Origin of the sequence: Niveibacterium sp., assembly GCF_041909475.1 — a bacterium.
Taxonomy (GTDB): Bacteria; Pseudomonadota; Gammaproteobacteria; order Burkholderiales; family Rhodocyclaceae; genus Niveibacterium.
This window is the reverse complement of the sequence record NZ_JAYRDJ010000036.1, coordinates 21,454-42,337: the sequence shown is the minus strand read 5'-3', so window position 1 is coordinate 42,337 and position 20,884 is coordinate 21,454. Positions and strand designations below refer to the sequence as shown.

The following is a 20,884-nucleotide window of genomic DNA, read 5'->3' as shown; positions in this document are numbered from 1 at the left end:
GCGCGCGCGAACTGTGGTGATGGATAGCCGTCGACGTCGGGCTCCAGCAGACCGGTGGGGCAGGCGCGCACGCAATCACCGCAGCGCGTGCAGCGTTGCAGGAAGGCTTGCGCATCTCCGGCCCACGGTGGCAGGTAGCGCTGTGCGGCGGAAGGGTGTCTTCCCCCCAGAAGTCGGCGTCGTATCGGATCCATGCACCACCCTTGTGCGTTTGCATTGGGCGCGCGTGGAGCCGCAGAAGCATTGATGAACATCAATGCGGTGTACTTAGCCCTTACGGATCGAAGGGTTATTGTGCGGCGCAAAATGCCCGGTCAGGCTTGGCGGAGCCTGCGCGCCAGGTCGGCGACGCGGATCAGGTAGTGGAGGTTGCTGTCGTCGCCGGCGTTTTCGCGCGCGAAGCCGAGTTTTTCGTGCAACCGCATCGCGACCTCGTGCCCCGGCAGCACACGGCTGCGCAGCGTAACGGCACCGTGGGAGATCAGGTGCGCGAGTGTGCGGGTGAGAAGGCGCCGATGCAGGCCGGTGCTGCGATACCAGGGGTGGATGTTGATCGACAGGATTTCCCAGCTCTGCGGCTCGCCGGGGCGTAGCAGCACATAGCCCGCAAGGCTGTGCTGCAGGTGTTCGGCGATTACGCGGCCACCGCAGGCAAGTGCAGCGGCGTGGTGCTCGCGCTGGGTTTCGGCCGAGAAAATGCCGCGCTGCGCGGCGATCAGATCACCCAGCGTCAGCGCATCGAGCTTTGCCATCTCGTCGAGCAGATGTGCTTCGTGGCTGCGCCCGCGTTCGCCGAGCGGTTGCAGCCCGTGCTTGAGGCGCAGCAGAGTCAGTTGCAGCACCCGTGCGTCGTTGCTGGCGCGGTGGCGTTCGATGTGCAGTTCGGCCTGCACCTGGGCCTTGGTGTCGTGCCAGCGATTGGCCTCTTCCTCGCTCAGCAGGGTGCGCAGGTTGTCGAGGCGGAAGGCGGGCACGCGGCCAGCTGCGTCGAACAGCAGCGCCAGCCAGGTGTAGTCGTTCGCCCAGCCGTCGGTGTAGACCACCTTGCCGGCAAGCTCGCGATTGAGCATTTCGGCCACCTGTGCGGCCGGCCGGCCATGCTGGAGCAGGCTGTCGCGCGAGATATGGTGAATCGCCTCGGCGCTGGCATCCCAGTGGGTCCATTCGGCTTCAGGGCAGACCAGCGTGCATAGCGCGCGGTTGTCGCCGAGCGCGAGCCCGATTTCGATCGGATAGCTGCGCGGCCCGAAGCCGGAGGCCTCGATGTCGATGACGATCGGCGCCTCGGCGCCGGTGTTTTGCGGGGCGTTCAGCGCCGCTCCTCCATCAAGGCGAGCAGGTAACCATCCGGGTCGCGGAAGAAGCCCATCCACAGTTCGTGGTCCGGCATGCGGGCGATCAGCTGCGGCGCACCTTCGAACTCGACGCCGAGATCGCTCAACTCGTCCATCGCGGGCTCGATCGCCGGCACCTTGAAGTACAGGCATACGGTGTTGCCGGGCGAGCGCGGGGCCGGGCCGCCCTGCAGCATCAGGCGCACGCCGGCGCAGTCGAAGAAGACGAGATTGCCGGAGCGGAACAGGAAGGGCAGGCCGAGCGCATCGCGATAGAAACGTTCGGACGCGTCGGCGTCGGCCACATGCAGGGCGATCTGCCCGAGGCTCGATAAGGTTGTGCTCATGGGGCGTCTCCGTTGGCGGCGGTGGCCTTCATTTTGGGCTGCTGGCGCGGCCCGCCGCAATTACCCGCGCGCGGCTGATTGCCCAAGTGATCACGCCGCCGAGCGGTAGGCAGACGAGCACCTGCCCGATAGGCTTCACGAGGTACAGCAGTGCAGCCAGCGTGCCGACCGGGTGCAACAACGCAACGCCCAGTGCCGCTGCCTCGACGCCGAGCATCGGAATGCCGCTCGCGATCGCGAAGCGGCTTGCGCCACGCCATGCGGCCGCCAGCACGATCAGCCAGGGCAGCGCGAGGAAGGCAAACAGTGTTGCGGCGGTGTATGGGTCGGGGGTGCCGGCTACGCTCGGTCTTATGCGCGGCAGCAGCGCAAAGGCGATCGGCGTGGCAAGCAGGCCCAGCACGCCGATTGCCAGGGCGCTGCGGCGCATCAGATCGCCGCGCACATCAGCCGCACGCAGGCGACGACACCGACGAACCAGACCAGGCTACGCAGCGTGGCAAGGTTGGCGACATAGCAGCCGAAGTAGGCGAAGCGGGCGACGACGAAACAAACGGCCCAGAAGTCGATCACCGCCGCCGGCACTGCTGTGGCGTAAGCCATCAGCACCGCGGCGGCGAAGATCGGGAAGGCTTCGAAGCTGTTCTGCTGGGCCCAGTTGGCGCGCAGCGGCCAGCCGCTCAGGTGCGCCAGCGTGTCGCGCGGCGCGCGATTGTCGTAACGGGTGCCGCTGCGCTGGCCGCCGAATTTCGCGGCGCCAGCCCACAGGAAAGGCTGGATCGCGGCAATCAGGACGCACAGGAAGCTGATTTTCATGGTCGGGTCTCCGTGGTGTGGGCGGCAGTGTAATCGGCTTGGCGTGGTGTCGGCCCCTTGTCGCCCGCGCACGGCATCGCGCCGGACTGCCGGGCCATGCGAAAATCCCGTTTTGCCCGCAGGAACGCCCCCATGGCCCAACTCATTCTCAAGCCCGGCAAGGAGCGCTCCGTCATGCGCCGCCACCCGTGGATTTTCGCCGGCTCGGTCGCGACCCTGACCGGCCGCGCGCGGGGAGGCGACACCGTCGATGTGGTGTCGGAGCGCGGCGTCGTGCTCGGCCGTGCCGCGTTCTCGCCCGCTTCGCAGATCCGCGCGCGGATGTGGAGCTTCGATGCCGAAACGCCGATCGACCACGCCTTCTTCAAGCGCACCGTTGCCGCCGCCGTGGCGCGCCGCACGGCGCACCCGATGCTCGCCGGCCAGGACGGCATGCGGCTGATCCACGGCGAATCGGACGGCCTGCCCGGCGTGATCGCCGACCGCTACCGCGACACCATCGTGCTGCAACTCACCAGCGCCGGCGCCGACCGCTGGCGCGATGCGATCGTCGCCGGGCTGCTGCAGGCCACAGGCTGCGCCAACATCTACGAGCGTTCGGATTCCGAAGTGCGCACGCTCGAAGGGCTGGAGCCCACCGTTGGCGTGCTGGCCGGCCGCGAGCCGGACCCCGATCTGGCGATCGAGGAACACGGCGTGCTGCTGGGCGTGGACGCCGTGAGCGGCCACAAGACCGGCTTCTATCTGGATCAGCGCGAGAACCGCCGGCTCACGCGCGATCTGGCGCGCGACCGCAGCGTGCTGAACTGCTTCTGCTACACCGGCGGTTTTTCGCTGCAGGCGCTGGCGGGCGGCGCGCGCGAAGTGCTGTCGATCGATTCGTCCGCCCACGCACTGGCGAGCGCGCAGCGCAACGTCGAACGCAACCCGCAGCTGGATGCTGCCCGCGCCACCTGGTGGGAGGCTGACGTCTTTGCCGCGCTGCGCGAGCTGCGCACCGAAGGTCGCCGCTTCGACCTGATCGTGCTCGATCCGCCCAAGTTCGCGCCCAGTGCCGCACATGCGCAGCGCGCCTCGCGCGCCTACAAGGACATCAACCTGCTCGGCTTCCGGCTGCTCAACCCGGGCGGCATCCTGATGAGCTACTCCTGCTCCGGCGGTATCGGGCAGGAGCTGTTCCAGACCATCCTGTCCGGCGCCGCGTCGGACGCCGGCCGCGACGCGCAGATCATTCACCGCCTGTCGGCCGCACCGGACCATCCGATCGGCCTCGCCTTTCCGGAAGGGGAGTACCTCAAGGGCCTGGTTTGCCAGGTCGTTTGAGGGTGCTCAAGGGCGCTCGCTTGACAAGTGCGCGATGACGCGATCCCGAGTTATGCACATCTGGCGGCCTGTGAATGGAAAAAACGTGGTCGCCAGGCGTTGACTTTCTTTGTTCGGTGTAAGCGATTGAAATTAAACGGAAGTTATATTTTTGGATGTTGCGCTGCGGGATTGACGCGGACCCGAATTGGTGCGTCCCGCAGTAAAGCATCCCCAATCACCCACAAAGTTATCCACAATTGTTGAAAAGCCCCTTTGTTACGAAAGGGTTAAAACAAACTGTGACGGCTGTATCTCATGTTTGATGTGCAACGTGCTGAATAAAAATAGAAAAATGCAGTCGTGACAGTTGATCGTTTGAATTGCGTCGTTCGTGTCGCGCTGCCTGTGCCCTTACCGCGCAGCTTTGATTACCTGGCGCCGGTGGATATCTCGGCGGCGGACATCGGCCGCCTTTTACGCGTGCCGTTTGCGAGCGGCGAAAAGATCGGCGTGATCCTCGCGTTACCCGATCTCGCGGCGGTCGATCCGGCCCGCCTCAAGCCGCTCGGCCCGATCCTGCGCGAAGTGCCGGCCTTGCCGGCCGACTGGCTCGCGCTGGTGCAGTTCGCGGCACGCTACTACCACCATCCGCTCGGCGAAGCGGTTGCCGTCGCGCTGCCGCCTGGCCTGCGCGGTGCCGAATTGATGGACGACCGCAGTGCCGACCCCTGGCTGGCGCTCAGCCCGGCCGGCCACGCCGCGCTGGCGAGCCCCGGCCGCGCATCGCGCGTGCGTGCGCTTGCCGAGCATCTGCTGGCGGGCGAGCAGCCGCGCTCGGCGCTGGTCGAGGCCTTCGGCGCGGTGGCGGTGCGCGAAGCGCGCCAGCGCGGCTGGGTCGACGAGGCGCCGTCCTGTGCCGCGGCCGATCTGAGCGCCGCGCCGACGCTCAACGACGAGCAGATCGTCGCGGTGGATGCCGTGTGGGCGGCGGCTGGGCGTTTCGCGCCGTGCCTGCTGCACGGCATCACCGGCAGCGGCAAGACCGAGGTCTACCTGCGCCTGATCGAGCGCGCGCTGGCCGCCGGCAAACAGGCGCTGCTGCTGGTGCCCGAGATCGGCCTCACGCCGCAGCTCGAAGCCCGCGTCGCATCGCGCTTCCCGCGTGCCCGCCGCGTCGCCCTGCACAGCGGCGCGACCGACGGCGCGCGTTGCCGTGGCTTCATCGCGGCACTTGACGGCAGCGCGGACATCGTGATCGGCACGCGGCTGTCCGTCTTCAGCCCGCTGCCGCGGCTCGGCCTGATCCTGGTCGACGAAGAGCACGATGCCTCGTACAAACAGCAGGATGGCTTGCGTTACTCGGCGCGTGATCTCGCCGTGTGGCGTGCGCAGCAAGCCGGCGTGCCGATCGTGTTGGGCTCGGCGACGCCCTCGCTGGAAACCTGGCAGGCCGCGCAGAGCGGGCGTTACCGCATGCTCAAGCTCGAACGTCGCGCCGCAGCGGCTGCCCCGCCCGTGGTGCGCTTGATCGATACCCGCCGGATCAAGCTCAAGGACGGCTTGTCGCCACCGATGGAGGCCGCGATCACCGCGCGGATCGAACGCGGCGAGCAAAGCCTCATCTTTCTGAACCGCCGTGGCTACGCGCCGGTGCTGGCCTGCCCCGCCTGCAATTGGGTCAGCGATTGCGACCATTGCTCGGCGCACCGGGTGTTCCACCTCTCCGAACGCATCCTGCGCTGCCACCATTGCGGCACCGAAGCACCGGTGCCGCGTGCCTGCCCGCAGTGCGGCAATCAGGATCTGCACGGTTTCGGCCGTGGCACCCAGCGCGTCGAGGAATACCTCGCTGCGCGCTTTCCCAATTCGCGCATCCTGCGGGCCGACCGCGACAGCATCAAGACGCCGGCGCACTGGGCGGCGCTGCGCCACGCGATTGAAGCCGGCGAGGCCGACATCCTGGTCGGTACGCAGATGCTGGCGAAAGGGCACGACTTCCCCAAACTCACGCTGGTTGGCGTGATCGGCGCGGATGCCTCGCTGTTCGCGGCCGACTACCGCGCACCGGAACGCCTGTTCCAGCAGTTGATGCAGGTCGGCGGGCGCGCCGGGCGTGCCGGGCTTGCTGGCGAAGTGTTGATCCAGACCGAGTTCCCCGAACATCCGCTGTTCGACGCGCTGCGCCGGCACGACTTCGAAGGCTTCGCCAACGCGCAGCTCGACGAACGTGCACAGGCGCACTTCCCGCCCTGCGGCGCACAGGCTGTGCTGCGCGCCGAGGCGCCCGAAGTCGCGCAGGCGATCGATTTCCTCAACGCTGCGCGCGAAGCCGCCGAGCCCTACGCCGACGCTGTGCGGCTGTACGACGCGGTGCCAATGCGGCTGGTGCGGCGTGCGCGGCTGGAGCGGGCACAACTCGTGATCGAAGCGGACACCCGCGGCGCGCTGCAGCAACTGCTCGCCCATTGGGTGCCGCTGCTGCATGCGATGAAGTCGCCGCGCATGCTGCGCTGGCATGTCGATGTCGATCCGATCGATCTCTAAGCGCCGCCTCCTGATTTCGCTCGTCGCGTTCACCGCGCTGTTCGGCAGCCTTGGCGCGCAGGCCCGTGGCGGCCGCTTCAACGGCGAGGTGCGCGCGGTGGACGACGGCGACACGCTGCATGTGCGCGATCGCAGCGGCAACGTGCGACGGGTGCGCCTTGCCTACGTGGATGCGCCCGAGCACGACCAGCCCTGGGGCCGTGATTCGGGCGAGAACCTCAAACGCCTCGCGCTTGGCGCATCGGTCACCGTTGAATGGCGTGAGCGCGATCAGTACGGCCGCTATGTCGGCGTCGCGTGGGTCAGCTCGCCCGACATGCCCTGCGCCGGCCGCGCCGACTGCCCGCACAACCTCGACCTGGGGCACGCGCAAATCGCCGCTGGCCTCGCCTGGTGGTATCGCGCCTACGCCAAGCGCCAGGATCCGCAGGCGCAGGGGCAGTACGAGTACTCCGAACAGGAGGTACGCCGCCGCCGCATTGGCCTCTGGCGCGACGCCTCGCCGATCCCGCCGTGGGTCTGGCGGAGTGGGTGGCGGGGGTAGCCACCAAGCGCGCATTGCCGGCTTACCTTCGGTGTGAGCGCCTCCCTCGTCAGCAGGGGACTGGCGCGCAAGTGATCTGCTGAAGCACGGCACCGCCACACGCGCACCGGCGTCAGGGGCACTCAGCTTTGCCAGGCCCAACTGCCGGCACGGTGGTGCGGGCGTGATCGACTTGGCAGATCTGTTACGAGTCGAGCGTCTATGTCTTTGGCATGGACGTTAATCTCGCGCCCTCCCTTTGCGCGTCGCGATGAAGCAGTTCTGCTTGGAACAACTGCGCGCGCGCGGCCTCCCGAACAATTCCTGCAAACCCACTTGCACGTGTCCCTAGACCTCAGTCTCTACCTTCTTGAAGCCAACCTGCCGACGCCGCGACAATGGGCGAAGGCGATTCGCGAGCAGGGCTTCAAATTCAAGCTCGACACCGATTTCGACATCAGGGGCAGCGCGGGCTTCATCCCGTGCGGTGACGAGGCGGGTTTCGAGTTGCTCAGCGACGCGATGACGCAGCAAGAGCACGACGAACTGTGCTTTGCCGAGCCGCCGATGGACTGGTGCGTGACCCTGTGCGCCCAAGGCGACGACGACTTCCCGCTCGCGCTCGCCGCGCTGGCCAGCTTGGCGTCGATTGCGGGTGGCCGCGTCGTCGACATGCAGACGGGCGAAATCTTCACCGCGGAAGAAGCGCTGGCGCGTGCGCGCGCACGCTTTTCGGCGAAGGCCAGCGCGCGTCGCGGCCCCGAGCCGCTGGACAAGGCAATCGGCCAGATTCTGCTGCCGGTGCTGGCCGAACATGGCTTCAAGCTGCTCAAGAAGCGTTGGTACTACCGTGTTAGAAACCGCATTGCGCAGTACTTCTACCTTGAGAGATGTCGACGCGACCCAAATGGTTTCTACGCACGGGGGGGCAGAGCTCTTGATGCCGCGCCGCGATTTCCTGTCCTACGGGAGGCAGGTCTATTTCGAGCCCCCCGGCGAACGCAGTTGGCTGCCATGGTCCGGTGCTGACGACGCGCAAGCGTTCGACTCCATGCGCCAGGTTGTCGAGCAGTTCCGCACAGGCGGCATGACCTTCTTTGAGCGGATGGCGCAGCCGTTGGCGTTTGTCGATGAATACAAGGACCTGCCGCTCGACATCCCCTATACACATGAGGTCTCCCGCGTTGGTTGCTCCTTGCTCTGTGCAGGCGGTGTCACGGGAGGGCGCGTCTACATCGAGCGAGCGGTGGCTGCTTTTCAGCAGGATGGCGCCAAATTCAGAGCTGACGGAACGCCCGACAAGGACAACTGGCCTGAGCGCTATGCCGCAGACCTATCAACGCTGCTGGCCGCCATCGACAACGGCACTCATCTCGATCTGCTCGACCGCTGGTACCGCGAGTCGCTTGCCACATTCAAGCTCACTGAAGGCTGAAACGGTGTCCCGAGAGATCCGTCTCTTCCTTCTCGCAGCCGAGTTGCGGACGCAGGGCCAATGGGCGAAGGCGATCCGCGACCAGGGATTCAGATTCAAGTTGGACACCGACTCCGATATCAATGTCGGCGCCGGCTTCCTTTCAAGTCTCGGCAAAACCGGTGGCGCACCGTTCAGCCCAGGCAGGCCTTCACATCCGCCACCAGCGCATCCACCTGCTCTGGCTGCGTCGCCCAGGAGCACACGAAGCGAGCGCCACCCGCGCCGATGAAGCTGTAGAAGGCCCAGCCCTTGTCCTTCAAGGCATCCGCTGCTTGCTGCGGCATGCTGACGAATACCGCGTTGGCTTGCACCGGGAACAGCGGCGCCACACCGGGCAGGCGCGCGAGCGCGTTGCCGAGGCGGCGCGCCATCGCGTTGGCGTGGCTGGCGCGCGCGAGCCAGGCGTCGTCCGCAAGCATGCCGACCCACGGTGCGGCCAGAAAGCGCATCTTCGAGGCCAGTTGGCCGGCCTGCTTGCAGCGGTAGGCGAAGTCGCGCGCGAGTTCGTGGTCGAAGAACACCACCGCCTCGCCGACCGGCATGCCCATCTTCGTGCCGCCGAATGACAGCACATCGACCCCGGCGCGCCAGGTCAGGTCGGCGGGGCTGACGCCGAGGCTGGCCACGGCGTTGGCAAAGCGGGCGCCGTCCATGTGCAGGGAGAGGTTCATCTCCTTGCAGGCGGCGCCGATCGCGCGCACCTCGTCGAGCGAATACACGGTGCCGACTTCGGTCGATTGCGTGATGGTGACCGCGCGCGGCTTCGGGTAGTGGATGTCGGTGCGGGCGGCGACGAGCTTCTCGATGCCGCGAGCGTCGAGCTTGCCGTCGGCGCCGCCGGCGGGCAGCAGTTTGGGGCCATTCGAGAAGAACTCGGGCCCGCCGCATTCGTCGGTTTCAACGTGTGCGAGCTTGTGGCACACGATGCTGTGGTAGCTCTGGCACAGCGAGGCGAGCGCCAGCGAGTTGGCCGCGGTGCCGTTGAAGACGAAGAAGACTTCGCAGTCGGTTTCAAAGGTCGCGCGGATCGCGTCGCAGGCGCGGCGTGTCCATTCGTCGTTGCCGTAAGAGGCGAGCGTGCCGCTGTTGGCGGCGAGCAGGGCCTCCATCGCCTCGGGGCAGATCCCCGATGTGTTGTCGCTGGCGAATTCGGTATGTTGCATGGCGGGGTGTCCGCGTTGGTTGACGGGTGAAAGCCAGTCTAGCATCGGCGATCGAGCGCCCACTTACAGCCACGCGACCAAAAAAAACGCGACGTCGGAACGTCGCGCCGAACTCAAGGTACGAGACCTGAGGGAGGAAACACCGGTACTAGACTCGCGCACGCTTGAGCGCTGCGGGGGCCTCATGTTTCTTGGTGGCGGGGCGGCTGGCGAGTGACACGCCCAGCACGACCAGCACGGTGCCGGCCAATTGCGCGGCCGACAGGGGTTCATTCAGGAAGATCGCGCCGAGGCCGATCGTCAGGACCGGGCCGACACTGCCGAGCATCGCCGTGCGCGTGGCGCCCAGTTCGCGGATTGCCGCACTCAGCATGAAGACCGGCAGCACGGTCGAGAATACCGCCATCGCGAGCGCCAGCCAGATCACCGGCATCGGCTGCGCAAGGCTGTCGAGCGGTTGCGTCATGCCGAAATGCAGGAAGGTCGTCGCGGTCGATACGCACATCGCGAGCGCCGTGAAGCGCCGGCTACCGAGCCGCGACACCATCTCGCCACAGCCGGTGAGGTAGAGCGCGTAGCAGACCGCCGAGGCGAACACCAGGGCACCGCCGATCGCCACCGCGCCTGCGTCGGCGGAGAGCTGCAAGTCGTGTGCGAAGGCCAGCGCGATACCGAGCCACGTGAGCGTCAGCGCACCGATGTCGCGCAGCGAGAAAGTGCGGCTGAACACGAAAACCGCAATCAGCATCGTGATCGTCGGGTAGGTGAACAGGATCAGGCGTTCGAGGCCGGCCGAGATGTAGCGCAGGCCCATGAAATCCAGCAGCGATGCGCCGTAGTAGCCGAGCAGGCCGAGCGCGCTCAGCGCGATCCAGTCCCCTGCCGACAGCGGCGCGGCATTGCGCGAGCTGCGCAGCGCGATGAAGCCGAACACCGGCGCGGCGAAAGCCATGCGCAGCGCAAGCAGCGCAAGCGGGCTGACACCGTACGGGAAGGCCAGCTTCACGAAGATCGCCTTGGCGGAGAAGCCAAGCGCGGCGAATATCGCGAGCCAGAAGCCGGTGGTTTCGGAATTTCGGAACACGAATCGGTCGAGGCAAATTGCGCCAAATTGACTGGATCCCAATTGGAGTCGATTCCGTGCCGTATGGACAATTGGTATTTTCCGAAGTAATCATTCGCTTTTAACGAACGCAAGCAACATGCGATACGACCTGACCGATCTTCAGCTGTTTGGCGCGATCGCGGCCAGCGGCAATTTGACGCAGGGCGCCGAGCGGGTGCACCTGGCGCCCGCCAGCGCCTCGGCGCGCATACGGCGGCTTGAAGATGCGGCCGGCGCGGCGCTGTTCGAACGGCGGCCACGCGGCGTGGCGCTGACGCCGGCTGGCGAGGCAATGCTGCGCCATGCGCGCAGGGTGTTGTCGGAGGTGGCGCTGCTGGATGCCGAACTCGGCACCTTTGCGCGCGGCGTGGCCGGTGTGGTGCGTCTGTTTGCCAACACCAATGCGATCGGCGGCAGCCTGCCGCAGGATCTGGCCGGTTTTCTTGCCGCGCAGCCGCAGGTTGATGTGCTGCTCGAAGAGCATTCCAGTCCCGCGATTGTCAGCGCGGTGGTGTCCGGCGCGGCGGACGTCGGCATCGTGGCGGGCGAGGTGGGTGGCCCTGAATTGGCCTTCCTGCCCTACCGCGCCGATCGGCTGGTGCTGATCTGCAGCCCGCAGCACCCGTTCGCCAGCCGCGGGCGGCTGCACTACGCCGACACCCTGGCGGAGAACTACGTGAGCTTGTCGGCGGATAGTGCGATCCACGGCTTCCTGCTCGATCGTGCGCGCGAGGCGGGGCGTCGGCCGCGCATCCGCGCGCAGGTGCGTGCTTTCGACGCGGTGTGTCGCATGGTCAGCGCCGGGGTTGGCGTTGCCGTGGTGCCACACTCGGCCGCCCAGGCGGGTTCGGCCGCCGTGCCGCTGGCCGTGGTGGAACTCAACGATGCCTGGGGTAGCCGCGAGATGAAGCTGTGCTTTCGCCGTGAGCAGACGCTGTCGCCCTACCAGCGCGAGCTGATTACCCACCTGACGCTGATTTCGCAGTCCGGGCGGTCGGGCGTGTGAGCCTGTGCCCGCTCAGGCGGCGACACCACCGAACTGCGCGTCGCGCCAGGTGGACGGCGCGACGCCGCTCCAGCGGCGGAAGGCGCGCGTGAAGCTCGCGATTTCGGCAAAGCCGAGCAGGTAGGCGATCTCGTTGATCGAGTGCGTGCCGGTGCGCAGGTAGTCATAGGCCAGTTCCTGGCGCAGGCTTTCGAGCAGGCTCGCGAAGGTGAAGCCCTGGTCGGCCAGGCGCCGCTGCAAGGTGCGCTCGGACAACAACAACTTCTGCGCGATCACGCCACGGCTCACACCGCCCGACGGCAGCAGCTCGATCAGCGCACGCCGCGCGCGCGCAAGGATGTCGTCCTTCGCATGGCGCGCGAGGTATTCGGACGCGATGTTCTCGGCCGACAGCGCCAGCTCGGCGTTGCCACTGGGCAGCGGGCGATCGAGATCCGCATCGTCGATCGCGATGGCGTATTCGCCGGCGCCGAATTCGGGCGCCACGCCGTACAACGCCTGCATCCGCTCGGCGGCCGCGTTGCGCGGATGGCGCAGGCGGACCGCGGCAGGCTTGAAGTCGGGCCCTGCGATCGCGCGACACAGACGCACCAGCGAGGCCATGCGCGCGTCGTAGCTGCGCGGCAGCGTGAAGCCGTCTTCGGTGTTGAACACCAGCCAGGTGCGCCCGGCCTCGGTGCGGATCTCGATTTCGTCCACCGCGCTGACGATACGGAAGTAGCGAACCAGCCGCCGACCCGCTTCACGCAGGTTTGCGCTGGCGAGCCATGCAAAACCGACTGCGTGCAGCGTTGTCGGGTTGAGTCGTTCTGCCACATCAAGACCGAAGCAGGGATCGCCATCGATGGCGCGCACGGCGGCTTCCCAGAACTGCGCCGCGGGTGCCAGCGGAATCCGCGCATTCGGGTCGTGCAGCACGGCAGGTTCGATGCCTGCACCTGCGGCAATCGCATCAGCGTCCAGTCCGCGGTCGGCAAGGGCGGTGTGAACGAGCAGCAGCACGCTGCTGAGCCAAGTGTCCTGCATGGTCGGTCGCCTGAAGGAAATGTCCCCCCATTCTAGGGGGAGATTTGTCGCCCGGCGTTGCCGACTGCACGCGTTTACACAAATGACAAAGGGCGGCCTTCCGACCGCCCGATGCGTTTCAAGATGTGCTGCGCGTGAGGGTCAGAACTTGTAGTTCACACCCATCGTGAACAGCGTCTGGTTGCTGTCGAAGCTGGCGTTGGTGGCGTCGAAGGTCGGGCCGCCCGCGTAGTGAGCGACTTCTGCCCGGATGCCGACGTTCTGCGTGGCCTTGAACTCGCCGCCGAAGCCGACCTTCGCGGCCGTACCCGACTTGCTCTCGTCGTAACCGGCGCCGCGCAGGTCGCGGTCCATGTAGGCCAGGCCGACCTTGCCGTACAGGTCGAAGCGCTCGGTCACCGGATACTTGCCGACGAGGTCCACCGACACCGCTTCATTCTTCGATTCGAGGCCGCCGGCTTTGGACTTGCCCAGATCCTGGTAGCCCAGCTCGACTGCGAAGTTGCGCGTGAAGTCGTAGCCGCCATAGACCCCCCAGGTCGTCGGCGTGTCCTTGATTTCGCCGGCGCCGCTGATGTCTGCCTTCGAGGCACCGACGTTGCCGCCCACGTAAAAGCCCTGGTCTGCCGCGATGGCGCCCCCGGCAAAGGTGGCGGCTGCGGCGGCGATGATCAGTTGGGTTTTCATGTTTGTTCCTTTCGTCTCTCACGAATCCCGCGCGGCAGAGGACTCTGGTAACTGTCTGAATCCGCGCTGTCTTTCGGTGAGGTGAATGCTAAGGAGGGGGGCGGTGAAATCGCTTGTCCGGGCGGGACACGGCTTTGGCTGGCCGAGCCAAAGCTGCCGAAGCAGATGTAAGCGGGTGTAGAAAACAGAACGGCCCGCCGGGTGTTGCCACCGGGCGGGCCGCGTAAACGCTGGGCAAGGGCGGGGTTCAGACCACGCCAGCCCCTTGCGCTTGCTGGTCGGCCCAGTACGAGGAGCGCACCATCGGGCCGCAGGCGGCGTTCTTGAAGCCCATCTTCAGCGCTTCGGTCTCGAACATCTTGAAGGTGTCCGGATGCACATAGCGCAGCACCGGCAGGTGGCCGCCGGAGGGTTGCAGGTACTGGCCGATGGTCAGCATTTCGACGTTGTGGGCGCGCAGGTCGCGCATCACTTCGAGGATCTCTTCGTCGGTTTCGCCCAGACCCACCATCAGGCCGGATTTGGTCGGCACATCCGGGTGACGCGCCTTGAATTCCTTCAGCAGTTGCAGCGAGTACGCGTAGTCCGAACCCGGGCGTGCGGCCTTGTAGAGGCGCGGCACCGTTTCGAGGTTGTGGTTCATGACGTCCGGCGGGGCCTGGTCGAAGATCTCCAGCGCGATCTCCATGCGGCCGCGGAAGTCCGGCACCAGCACTTCGATCGTAGTATTCGGTGAGGCGGCGCGGGTTTCACGGATGCAGTCGACGAAGTGCTGCGCGCCGCCGTCGCGCAGGTCGTCGCGGTCCACCGAGGTGATCACGACGTAGCGCAGGCGCATCGCGGCGATGGTTTTGGCGAGGTTGGCCGGCTCGCTCTCGTCGAGCGGGTTCGGGCGACCATGGCCCACATCGCAGAACGGGCAGCGGCGGGTGCAGATGTCACCCATGATCATGAAGGTCGCAGTGCCCTTGCCGAAGCATTCGTGGATGTTCGGGCAGGAGGCTTCCTCGCACACGGTGTGCAGCTTGTGGTCGCGCAGCGTGTCCTTGATCTCGTTGAAGCGGGCGGTTTCCTCTGCGCCGCCGAGGCGGATGCGGATCCACTCCGGCTTGCGCAGCTTCTCGGCCACCGGAACGATCTTGATCGGAATGCGCGCCGTCTTGTCCGCGCCGCGAAGCTTCTTGCCGACTTCAGCCATGATGTCCTTTCAGGCCGCTGCCCGGCGGGCAGCGTGATGGTGGGCGAAGCGCGCCTCGAGCGCGTCCGCCAGTTTGCGATGCACGACGTCGAGCGGATCGACGACGCCAAAGTCCTTCAATTGAGCCGACTCCAGGCCCGGATAGCCGCAGGGATTGATCGCCGAAAACGGCGAAAGATCCATGTCGCAGTTGAGCGATAGCCCGTGGTAGCTGCAGCCGTTGGCGATTTTCAAGCCCAGCGCGGCAATCTTGGCGCCGCCGACATACACGCCGGGCGCGCCGTCGCGCAATTCCGCGGCTATGCCGTAGCCACGCAGCACATCGAGGATCGCCTGCTCGATCAGGCTGACCAGTTCGCGCACCTTGATCTCGCGCCGTGCGAGATCGATCAGCAGATAAACCACCGCCTGACCCGGGCCGTGATAGGTGATCTGGCCGCCGCGGTCGATCTTCACCAGCGGGATGCCGGTTTCGCGCAGCAGGTGTTCGGGCTTGCCGGCAAGGCCCAGTGTGAACACCGGCGGATGCTCGACCAGCCACAGTTCGTCGGGCGTATCGTCGCTGCGGGCACGGGTGAACGCCTGCATCGCGTGCCAGGTCGGTTCGTACTCGACGCGGCCGAGCGGCTTGCGCAGCAGCGGTGGGGGCAGGGCGTTCATGCGGTGGCGCTTGCCCCGCATCGACGCAAGGGCTTGACGAAAAAAGGGATTTTATCGGTCGGGCGCCGACCGGGCAACGCCGCGGGCGGTGGGGTTATTCCCCCATACCCGCGCGTTTATGGCCGCGCGCGCGCCACGCGGCCCAATGGCTGTTCAGAGCACCACCTTGACGAAGGGGTGGCTGGTCAGCGAACGATAGATGTTGTCGAGTTGTTCGCGCGAAGTGGCGCGCACGGTGCAGGTCAGGCTGATGTACTTGCCGCCGCTCGACGCGCGCATCTCGACGCCGGTGGCGTCGAAGTCCGGCGCGTTCTGCCGCACCACCTCGACGATGGTCTGGGCGAAATCGTCGCGCGTCTCGCCCATCACCTTGATCGGGAAGTCGCAGGGAAACTCAAGCAGTTCGGCGTTCGACATCGTGCTTGCTCCAGCGCTCAAAGGTTCTTGATCCAGTAGCGGATGGCGTCCCACAAGCGGCCGAAGAAGCCCGCTTGCTCGACCGTTTCCAGCGCCACGACCGGGTAGGTGCCGAGCGGCTTGCCGTCCAGCGTCACGGTCAGGGTGCCCAGTTGTGCGCCCTTGGCGATCGGCGCCTTGAGCGGCTGGCGGCTTTCGAGCTGAACCTTCAGCTTGGCAGCGTCACCCTGCGGCACGGACAGCACCAGATCGTTGGTGAAGCCGGCCTTCACGCTGTCTGCCTTGCCCTGCCACACCGGGAAGGTTTGCACTGCGGCGTTGGCGGCGTAGAGCTTGGTGGTTTCCCAAGACAGGAAGCCGTAGTTCAGCAGTTTCTGCGATTCGGCGGTACGCACCGAATCCGACGTGGTGCCTGTGACCACCGAGATCAGGCGGCGCGAGCCGCGCTTGGCGGTGGATACCAGGCAGTAACCCGCAGCTTCGGTGTGGCCGGTCTTCATGCCATCGACGGTCGGATCGATGAACAGCAGGCGGTTGCGGTTGGGCTGCTTGATCTTGTTGTAGGTGAATTCCTTCTGTGAATAGAAGGAGAAGTACTCGGGGAAGTCGCGGATGATCGCCGCGGCAAGCGTGGCCAGATCGCGCGGGCTCATGTAGTGCCCGTCGGCGGTGAGGCCCGCGGCGTTGCGGAACTGGCTGTTCTTCATGCCCAGGCGTTGCGCTTCCTTGTTCATGCGCGACACGAAGGCTTCTTCTGAGCCGGAAATCAGCTCGGCGAGCGCGATGCAGGCGTCGTTGCCGGACTGCACGATCATGCCCTGGATCAGCTCGCGCACCGTTACCGGCATGCCCGGCATGATGAACATGCGCGAGCCGTCGAGGCTGGACTTGCGCGCGTTCTCAGACACCGCGACTTGCTGGTCCATCGAGATCGTCTTGGCCTTCAGCGCGCTGAAGGTGACATAGGCGGTCATCAGCTTGGTCAGCGACGCGGGTTCGATGCGCTCGTCAGCGCCCTGGGCGGTCAGCACCTGGCCGGAACCGACGTCGTAGAGCAGCCAGGCGCGGGCGGCCAATGCGGGCGGCGTGGGCTCGTTGGCGCGCGCGAAGGGTGCGGTGAGGGCGAGCGAAAGCGAGATCAGGACGGCGAACAGTCGTGTCATGGGGATTCTGCGGAGGGGCTGCGGACGGAGCGCAGGATTATACCCGTCGAGGCCAGTGCGGCCGGGCTGTGTACATGCTGAAACACTTGGGCGCTGGCGTTTCGGAGGCTCATTTCAGACGCGCCAGTTGCTGCTCGGCGAGCGCAGCGTAAAGCGGTGCGCTAATGAGGCGCGACAAGCCGCTTGCGATCAGCGTGCAGGCCATCAGGCTCAGTACCAGCTCGTGGCCGTCGACCATTTCCATCACGATGATGAAGGCGGTCAGCGGCGCCTGCGTCACGGCAGCCAGAAAGGCCGCCATGCCAAGCGCGATCAGCGTGGGCGCATTCGGGTAGGCCATCAGCGTCGCGACGCTGTTGCCCAGCCCGGCGCCGATCGACAGCGAGGGCGCAAACAGGCCGCCCGGCACGCCCGAGATGGCGGTGAACCAGGTCGCGACAAAGCGCAGCAGCACCGACAGATGCGTCGATTCGCTGGCGCCAGCGATCATCGCCTTGGTCTGCGCGTAGCCGCTGCCGTAGCTCGCGCCCTGGCTGACGACGCCGATCAGCGCGATCAGCAGGCCGCAGCACGCCGCGAAACGGATCGGCGCGCGCCCGCGCAGGCGTGAGAAGCGGTCTGTGGAGCGGCCGCTCTGCATGGCGATCAGTGCCCGCGCGAACAACCCACCCGCCGCACCGCACAGCAACGCGACCAGCAAGGCCGGCGCCAGCATGCGGAAACTGAATCGCTCGACGCGGATCACGCCGAAGTAGGTGTTGTTGCCATACACCGATACGGCCATCAGGCCCGCGAGCACGATCGCGCCGATCAACAGCCCGTTGCGCCGCTGTTCCGGCCGGCGCGACAGCTCCTCGATCGCGAACATCACGCCACCCAGCGGTGTGTTGAAAGCCGCCGCAATGCCTGCTGCGCCGCCGGCCATCAGCAAACCGTGTTCCGAGATCTGCGATTGCGCCGGCAGCCAGCGGCGGGCGTTGCGCATGATGCCGGCGGCGATCTGCACCGAAGGGCCTTCGCGGCCGAGCGCCAGCCCACCCAGCAGGCCCGCTGCGGTGAGGAACAGTTTGGCGATCGACAGTTTCATCGACACGAACAGCGGCCGTTGCGTGGCGGCGGCTTCGTTTTCGAGCACGGCGATGAGTTGCGGGATGCCGGAGCCCGCAGCGCCTGGTGCGAAACGGCGCGTGAGCCAGACGATGATGGCCGTCAGCAGCGGCGTCCACAGTAGTGGCGCCCACCACGCCGCCCTTTCCAGCCGGAAGAAGGCGGCCAGTGCGACCTCTGCGAGCCAGGTGAAGCCGACGATCGCGAGCCCGCTTGCTGCCGCGAAGGACAGCACCACCAGCCGCGCCGCCCACAGGCGCCAGTCCGACAGTTCCTGCTGCAGGGCGGTGGCAACATGAGGCTGTGGGGGCATGGGCGCTCGCTTGCGGCATTTTGAATTTGTACAAATATAATCAGTTTCGGCGCCCGCATCGCCCACCGGTGCGCAGACGCCACACTTGCACAATCCGCTGCGCTGCGCAGCCCCGACGCCTGTTCCGCCAGATCACGAAAAGAACATGAACCACACCGCCACGCCGGCCGATGTATTGCGGCAGTTCCGCATCGTCTTCAACGCCGTCCGCACGCACTTCCAGCAGGTGGAAATGCAGGCCGGGCTCGGCGGCGCACAGGTCTGGGCGCTGAGTCTGGTGCGCGACCATCCGGGCATTGGCATCGGCGAGCTGGCGCGCCGCATGGATATTCACCAGTCCACGGCGAGCAATCTGGTCAAGACGCTGGTCAAGCGCGAGATGGTGGCGGTGGCGCGCGGTGCAGAGGATAGGCGCAGTGTCGAGCTGCGGATCCTTGCCGCCGGGCAGCTGTCGCTCGGCAAGGTGCCGGGCCCGTTCGAGGGGGTGTTGCCAGACGCGTTGGCGCGCTTGCCGCAAGCGACGCTTGAGCGGCTCGGCGAGGATCTGTCAGTGCTGATCGATGCGCTGGAGGCGGATGCCGAGGCGGGGCAGATTCCGCTCGGCCGCAGCGGATGACGCTAGGGCTCGCGGTTGCGTGGTCCGCTTCCGGCGTCGAGCCAGAAGTTTGACTCCGCCGCCGCTGCGACTTCGCCGAGAAAGCGGTCGAGCAGCGGGTCGCAGTTGAGCACGCCGGCTTGGCCCGGATGGAACTCCGGGTGCCATTGCACGCCCAGCACGAAGTTGGGGGCATCGAGCCGAATCGCTTCGATGATGCCGTCGTCGGTGCTGCAAGCCTCGATCTGAAGATCGCGCCCGAGCCGATCCACCGCCTGATGATGGATCGATACCACGTCGCAGCCGGCTGCGGGGTCGAGCGTGCGCGCGAGCAGGCCTTCCGGGGTCAGCGTTACGGCGTGGCGGTTGCGGTCGTAGGCGGCCGACTCATGACGCTCGCCCGTGCCGCACAGCGAGGGCAGATCCTGATGCAGGGTGCCACCGAAGGCCACGTTGATCAGCTGCATGCCGCGACAGATGCCCAACACCGGTTTGCCGCGTTCGATGAAGCCGGTCAGCAACTCCAGTTCGTAGGCGTCGCGCACCGGGTCGCCCGCCCAGGCGTCGCAGCGTGGGGTTTGGCCGTAGGCCCCCGGGCTGACATCGGCGCCACCTTGCAGCACGAGGCCATCGAGATAGTCGGCGTAGTCGGCGAGCGCGATGTCGCTGCGGCGGATCGGCCCGTCGCCGAGGACCGAGGGCACCATCAACACCATCACATGCTGGGCGCCGATCCAGTGCACCAGGCTCTGTTCGAGAATCTGCAGGGTGCGCCGGAACACGCCTTGGCGTTGCGCATCTGGGTGGAAGATCCGCGCCGAGAGCCCGATCCGCAGCGGGCGGCCGAACGGGCCCCGGCGACGAGGCGGAGTGTCGTCGTTCATGTGAGAAAGCGCGCCGTGGCGGCATCAACCAGCGTGTGGCTCGGCAATGGGTCGTGCATCTGCGCGCGCAGCCAGTCGGCGAGCGTTTCGCCCCGCGCGAAGCGCGCGAGCGCGGCGAGCGATTCGGCGCAGTCGAGCGCGCGTGCGTCGCCTGTCAGCGCATCGAGCGTATCGAGGATGTCTTCGCGCAGCTTCTTGCGCGCCAGTGTGCGTGGATTGATGTACTCGCCCTCGAAACCGAAGCGGCAAGCCTCGAAGCGGTTGAAGGTGTAGCAGAGGTAGTCGCGCTCCTGCGGCGGATCGCGGCGGTCACTCAGCAAGCACAGCGCCAGCGCTTGCAGATAAGCGGCCAGCGCTGCGGCGTGGTCGACATCCAGCGGCGTGTCGCACACGCGCAGCTCTACGGTGCCGTACTCGGGTTTGGGGCGGATGTCCCAGTAGAAGTCCTTCATGCTGGCTACGATGCCTGCGGCGCGCATTGGTTCATAAAACTCGTGCTCGAAACGTCCCCATTCAAGGATAGGCGGCGCATGGCCGGAGAGCGGAAAAGCGAAGACGCTGTTGAGCCGCGACGAGGAAAAACCGGTGTCCGCCCCCTGGCAATAAGGCGAACTGGCTGCCAGCGCGATGAAGTGCGGCACGTAGCGGGCGAGCGCATGGGTCAGGTACAGCGCATCGTCAGCCGACTCAACGCCGACATGGATGTGCTGCCCGAACACCGTGAATTGTCGCGCGAGGTAGCCGTAGCGGTTGGCGAGTGCCTCGTAGCGTTCGCCGGGGTAAATGCGGCGCTCCTGCCAGAGCTGGAACGGATGCGTACCGCCACCGGCAAGACGCACGCCCAGGGTGCGGGCGGCGCCGGTCAGCGTGTCTCGGATCTCGCGCAACTGCGCCTGCAGGCTCGCAACGTCGCGATGGACATCGGTGGAGACCTCGATCATCGACTGTGTCATCTCCGGCTTGGCTTCGCCGGGGAAGGGCTGTTGCGCAAGCAGGTCGAGCAACTGCGATGCGCGGGGCGAGAGATCACGGGTGTTGCGCTCGATGATCTGCAGTTCGAGTTCCACTCCCAGCGTGAGCGGGGTGGATGGCGTGAAAGCGGCAAGGCTCATGGCTGCCTCCGTGTCGGTGGATGAACTCGCACCTGCGGTGCGGGGACAGGAGGCCTGAAGGTCAGGCCGGTGAGGGAACTACCAAGTGAGTGTCTTAATTAT

At 66.3% G+C, this 20,884-nt stretch carries 23 protein-coding genes; 7 read left to right on the top strand and 16 right to left on the bottom strand.

Annotated elements, in window-relative coordinates; all coding sequences use genetic code 11:
- The 5 genes from ACE3P0_RS18055 to ACE3P0_RS18035 all read right to left on the bottom strand — a co-directional run.
- Positions 1 to 194, bottom strand: a 194-nt coding sequence (locus ACE3P0_RS18055; RefSeq protein ID WP_374404154.1) for a 4Fe-4S binding protein, incomplete at its 3' end; no start/stop codon positions are given.
- Between the two features lie 120 nt (positions 195 to 314).
- Complete coding sequence (locus tag ACE3P0_RS18050; RefSeq protein ID WP_374404153.1) at positions 315 to 1,373, bottom strand: GNAT family N-acetyltransferase; 1,059 nt, start codon at positions 1,371 to 1,373, stop codon at positions 315 to 317.
- On the bottom strand, positions 1,310 to 1,681 hold the full coding sequence (locus ACE3P0_RS18045; RefSeq protein WP_374404152.1) for a VOC family protein: 372 nt from the start codon (positions 1,679 to 1,681) through the stop codon (positions 1,310 to 1,312). The genes ACE3P0_RS18050 and ACE3P0_RS18045 overlap by 64 nt, the downstream gene beginning before the upstream one ends.
- Before the next feature lie 28 nt (positions 1,682 to 1,709).
- A complete protein-coding gene (locus ACE3P0_RS18040) occupies positions 1,710 to 2,111 on the bottom strand; it encodes a hypothetical protein (protein ID WP_374404151.1) in 402 nt (133 codons plus the stop codon).
- Positions 2,111 to 2,497: an MAPEG family protein gene (locus tag ACE3P0_RS18035; RefSeq protein WP_374404150.1), complete on the bottom strand. Its 387-nt coding sequence runs from the start codon at positions 2,495 to 2,497 to the stop codon at positions 2,111 to 2,113. Before ACE3P0_RS18035 ends, ACE3P0_RS18040 begins: the two co-directional genes overlap by 1 nt.
- 132 nt (positions 2,498 to 2,629) lie before the next feature.
- On the opposite strand from ACE3P0_RS18035, the gene ACE3P0_RS18030 reads away from it, so the two are divergent.
- The 5 genes from ACE3P0_RS18030 to ACE3P0_RS18010 all read left to right on the top strand — a co-directional run bounded on the left by ACE3P0_RS18030 (position 2,630) and on the right by ACE3P0_RS18010 (position 8,304).
- Positions 2,630 to 3,820 carry a class I SAM-dependent rRNA methyltransferase gene (locus tag ACE3P0_RS18030; RefSeq protein ID WP_374404149.1) on the top strand — a complete coding sequence of 397 codons (1,191 nt, stop codon included), beginning with the start codon at positions 2,630 to 2,632 and terminating at the stop codon, positions 3,818 to 3,820.
- Between the two features lie 342 nt (positions 3,821 to 4,162).
- A complete protein-coding gene (locus tag ACE3P0_RS18025) occupies positions 4,163 to 6,346 on the top strand; it encodes a primosomal protein N' (protein ID WP_374404148.1) in 2,184 nt (727 codons plus the stop codon).
- Positions 6,324 to 6,890, top strand: coding sequence for a thermonuclease family protein (locus ACE3P0_RS18020; RefSeq protein WP_374404147.1), 567 nt, complete (start codon positions 6,324 to 6,326; stop codon positions 6,888 to 6,890). Before ACE3P0_RS18025 ends, ACE3P0_RS18020 begins: the two co-directional genes overlap by 23 nt.
- 201 nt (positions 6,891 to 7,091) lie before the next feature.
- Positions 7,092 to 7,898 carry a hypothetical protein gene (locus ACE3P0_RS18015; RefSeq protein ID WP_374404145.1) on the top strand — a complete coding sequence of 269 codons (807 nt, stop codon included), beginning with the start codon at positions 7,092 to 7,094 and terminating at the stop codon, positions 7,896 to 7,898.
- A complete protein-coding gene (locus tag ACE3P0_RS18010) occupies positions 7,810 to 8,304 on the top strand; it encodes a hypothetical protein (protein ID WP_374404144.1) in 495 nt (164 codons plus the stop codon). Before ACE3P0_RS18015 ends, ACE3P0_RS18010 begins: the two co-directional genes overlap by 89 nt.
- Before the next feature lie 173 nt (positions 8,305 to 8,477).
- Here the strand turns inward: ACE3P0_RS18010 and ACE3P0_RS18005 are convergent, their stop codons facing one another.
- On the bottom strand, positions 8,478 to 9,509 hold the full coding sequence (locus tag ACE3P0_RS18005) for a low specificity L-threonine aldolase (RefSeq protein ID WP_374404142.1): 1,032 nt from the start codon (positions 9,507 to 9,509) through the stop codon (positions 8,478 to 8,480).
- Between the two features lie 148 nt (positions 9,510 to 9,657).
- Positions 9,658 to 10,593, bottom strand: coding sequence for a DMT family transporter (locus ACE3P0_RS18000; RefSeq protein WP_374404140.1), 936 nt, complete (start codon positions 10,591 to 10,593; stop codon positions 9,658 to 9,660).
- 118 nt (positions 10,594 to 10,711) lie between these two features.
- Here ACE3P0_RS18000 and ACE3P0_RS17995 point away from each other — a divergent pair, with 118 nt between their 5' ends.
- Positions 10,712 to 11,620 (top strand): LysR family transcriptional regulator, encoded by a 909-nt coding sequence (locus ACE3P0_RS17995; protein ID WP_374404139.1) that lies wholly within the window; start codon positions 10,712 to 10,714, stop codon positions 11,618 to 11,620.
- A 12-nt stretch (positions 11,621 to 11,632) separates the two neighbouring features.
- Here ACE3P0_RS17995 and ACE3P0_RS17990 read toward each other — a convergent pair whose 3' ends face one another.
- The 7 genes from ACE3P0_RS17990 to ACE3P0_RS17960 form a co-directional block, all read right to left on the bottom strand.
- Positions 11,633 to 12,646 carry an AraC family transcriptional regulator gene (locus tag ACE3P0_RS17990; protein WP_374404138.1) on the bottom strand — a complete coding sequence of 338 codons (1,014 nt, stop codon included), beginning with the start codon at positions 12,644 to 12,646 and terminating at the stop codon, positions 11,633 to 11,635.
- A 141-nt stretch (positions 12,647 to 12,787) separates the two neighbouring features.
- A complete protein-coding gene (locus tag ACE3P0_RS17985) occupies positions 12,788 to 13,333 on the bottom strand; it encodes a porin family protein (RefSeq protein ID WP_374404137.1) in 546 nt (181 codons plus the stop codon).
- Between the two features lie 247 nt (positions 13,334 to 13,580).
- Positions 13,581 to 14,531 (bottom strand): lipoyl synthase, encoded by a 951-nt coding sequence (lipA, locus tag ACE3P0_RS17980; protein ID WP_374404136.1) that lies wholly within the window; start codon positions 14,529 to 14,531, stop codon positions 13,581 to 13,583.
- A 9-nt stretch (positions 14,532 to 14,540) separates the two neighbouring features.
- Positions 14,541 to 15,191, bottom strand: a complete 651-nt coding sequence (lipB, locus tag ACE3P0_RS17975; RefSeq protein WP_374404135.1) for a lipoyl(octanoyl) transferase LipB — start codon at positions 15,189 to 15,191, stop codon at positions 14,541 to 14,543.
- A 153-nt stretch (positions 15,192 to 15,344) separates the two neighbouring features.
- Positions 15,345 to 15,608, bottom strand: a complete 264-nt coding sequence (locus ACE3P0_RS17970) for a YbeD family protein (protein WP_374404134.1) — start codon at positions 15,606 to 15,608, stop codon at positions 15,345 to 15,347.
- Positions 15,609 to 15,625: 17 nt separating this feature from the next.
- On the bottom strand, positions 15,626 to 16,771 hold the full coding sequence (locus tag ACE3P0_RS17965) for a D-alanyl-D-alanine carboxypeptidase family protein (RefSeq protein WP_374404133.1): 1,146 nt from the start codon (positions 16,769 to 16,771) through the stop codon (positions 15,626 to 15,628).
- 109 nt (positions 16,772 to 16,880) lie between these two features.
- Complete coding sequence (locus ACE3P0_RS17960) at positions 16,881 to 18,191, bottom strand: chloride channel protein (protein ID WP_374404132.1); 1,311 nt, start codon at positions 18,189 to 18,191, stop codon at positions 16,881 to 16,883.
- Between the two features lie 145 nt (positions 18,192 to 18,336).
- Here ACE3P0_RS17960 and ACE3P0_RS17955 point away from each other — a divergent pair, with 145 nt between their 5' ends.
- Positions 18,337 to 18,807: a MarR family winged helix-turn-helix transcriptional regulator gene (locus tag ACE3P0_RS17955; protein WP_374404130.1), complete on the top strand. Its 471-nt coding sequence runs from the start codon at positions 18,337 to 18,339 to the stop codon at positions 18,805 to 18,807.
- Positions 18,808 to 18,809: 2 nt separating this feature from the next.
- Here ACE3P0_RS17955 and ACE3P0_RS17950 read toward each other — a convergent pair whose 3' ends face one another.
- Positions 18,810 to 19,670, bottom strand: a complete 861-nt coding sequence (locus ACE3P0_RS17950; RefSeq protein ID WP_374404128.1) for a gamma-glutamyl-gamma-aminobutyrate hydrolase family protein — start codon at positions 19,668 to 19,670, stop codon at positions 18,810 to 18,812.
- Positions 19,667 to 20,782: a YbdK family carboxylate-amine ligase gene (locus ACE3P0_RS17945; RefSeq protein ID WP_374404127.1), complete on the bottom strand. Its 1,116-nt coding sequence runs from the start codon at positions 20,780 to 20,782 to the stop codon at positions 19,667 to 19,669. Before ACE3P0_RS17945 ends, ACE3P0_RS17950 begins: the two co-directional genes overlap by 4 nt.
- Positions 20,783 to 20,884: the final 102 nt, after the last annotated feature.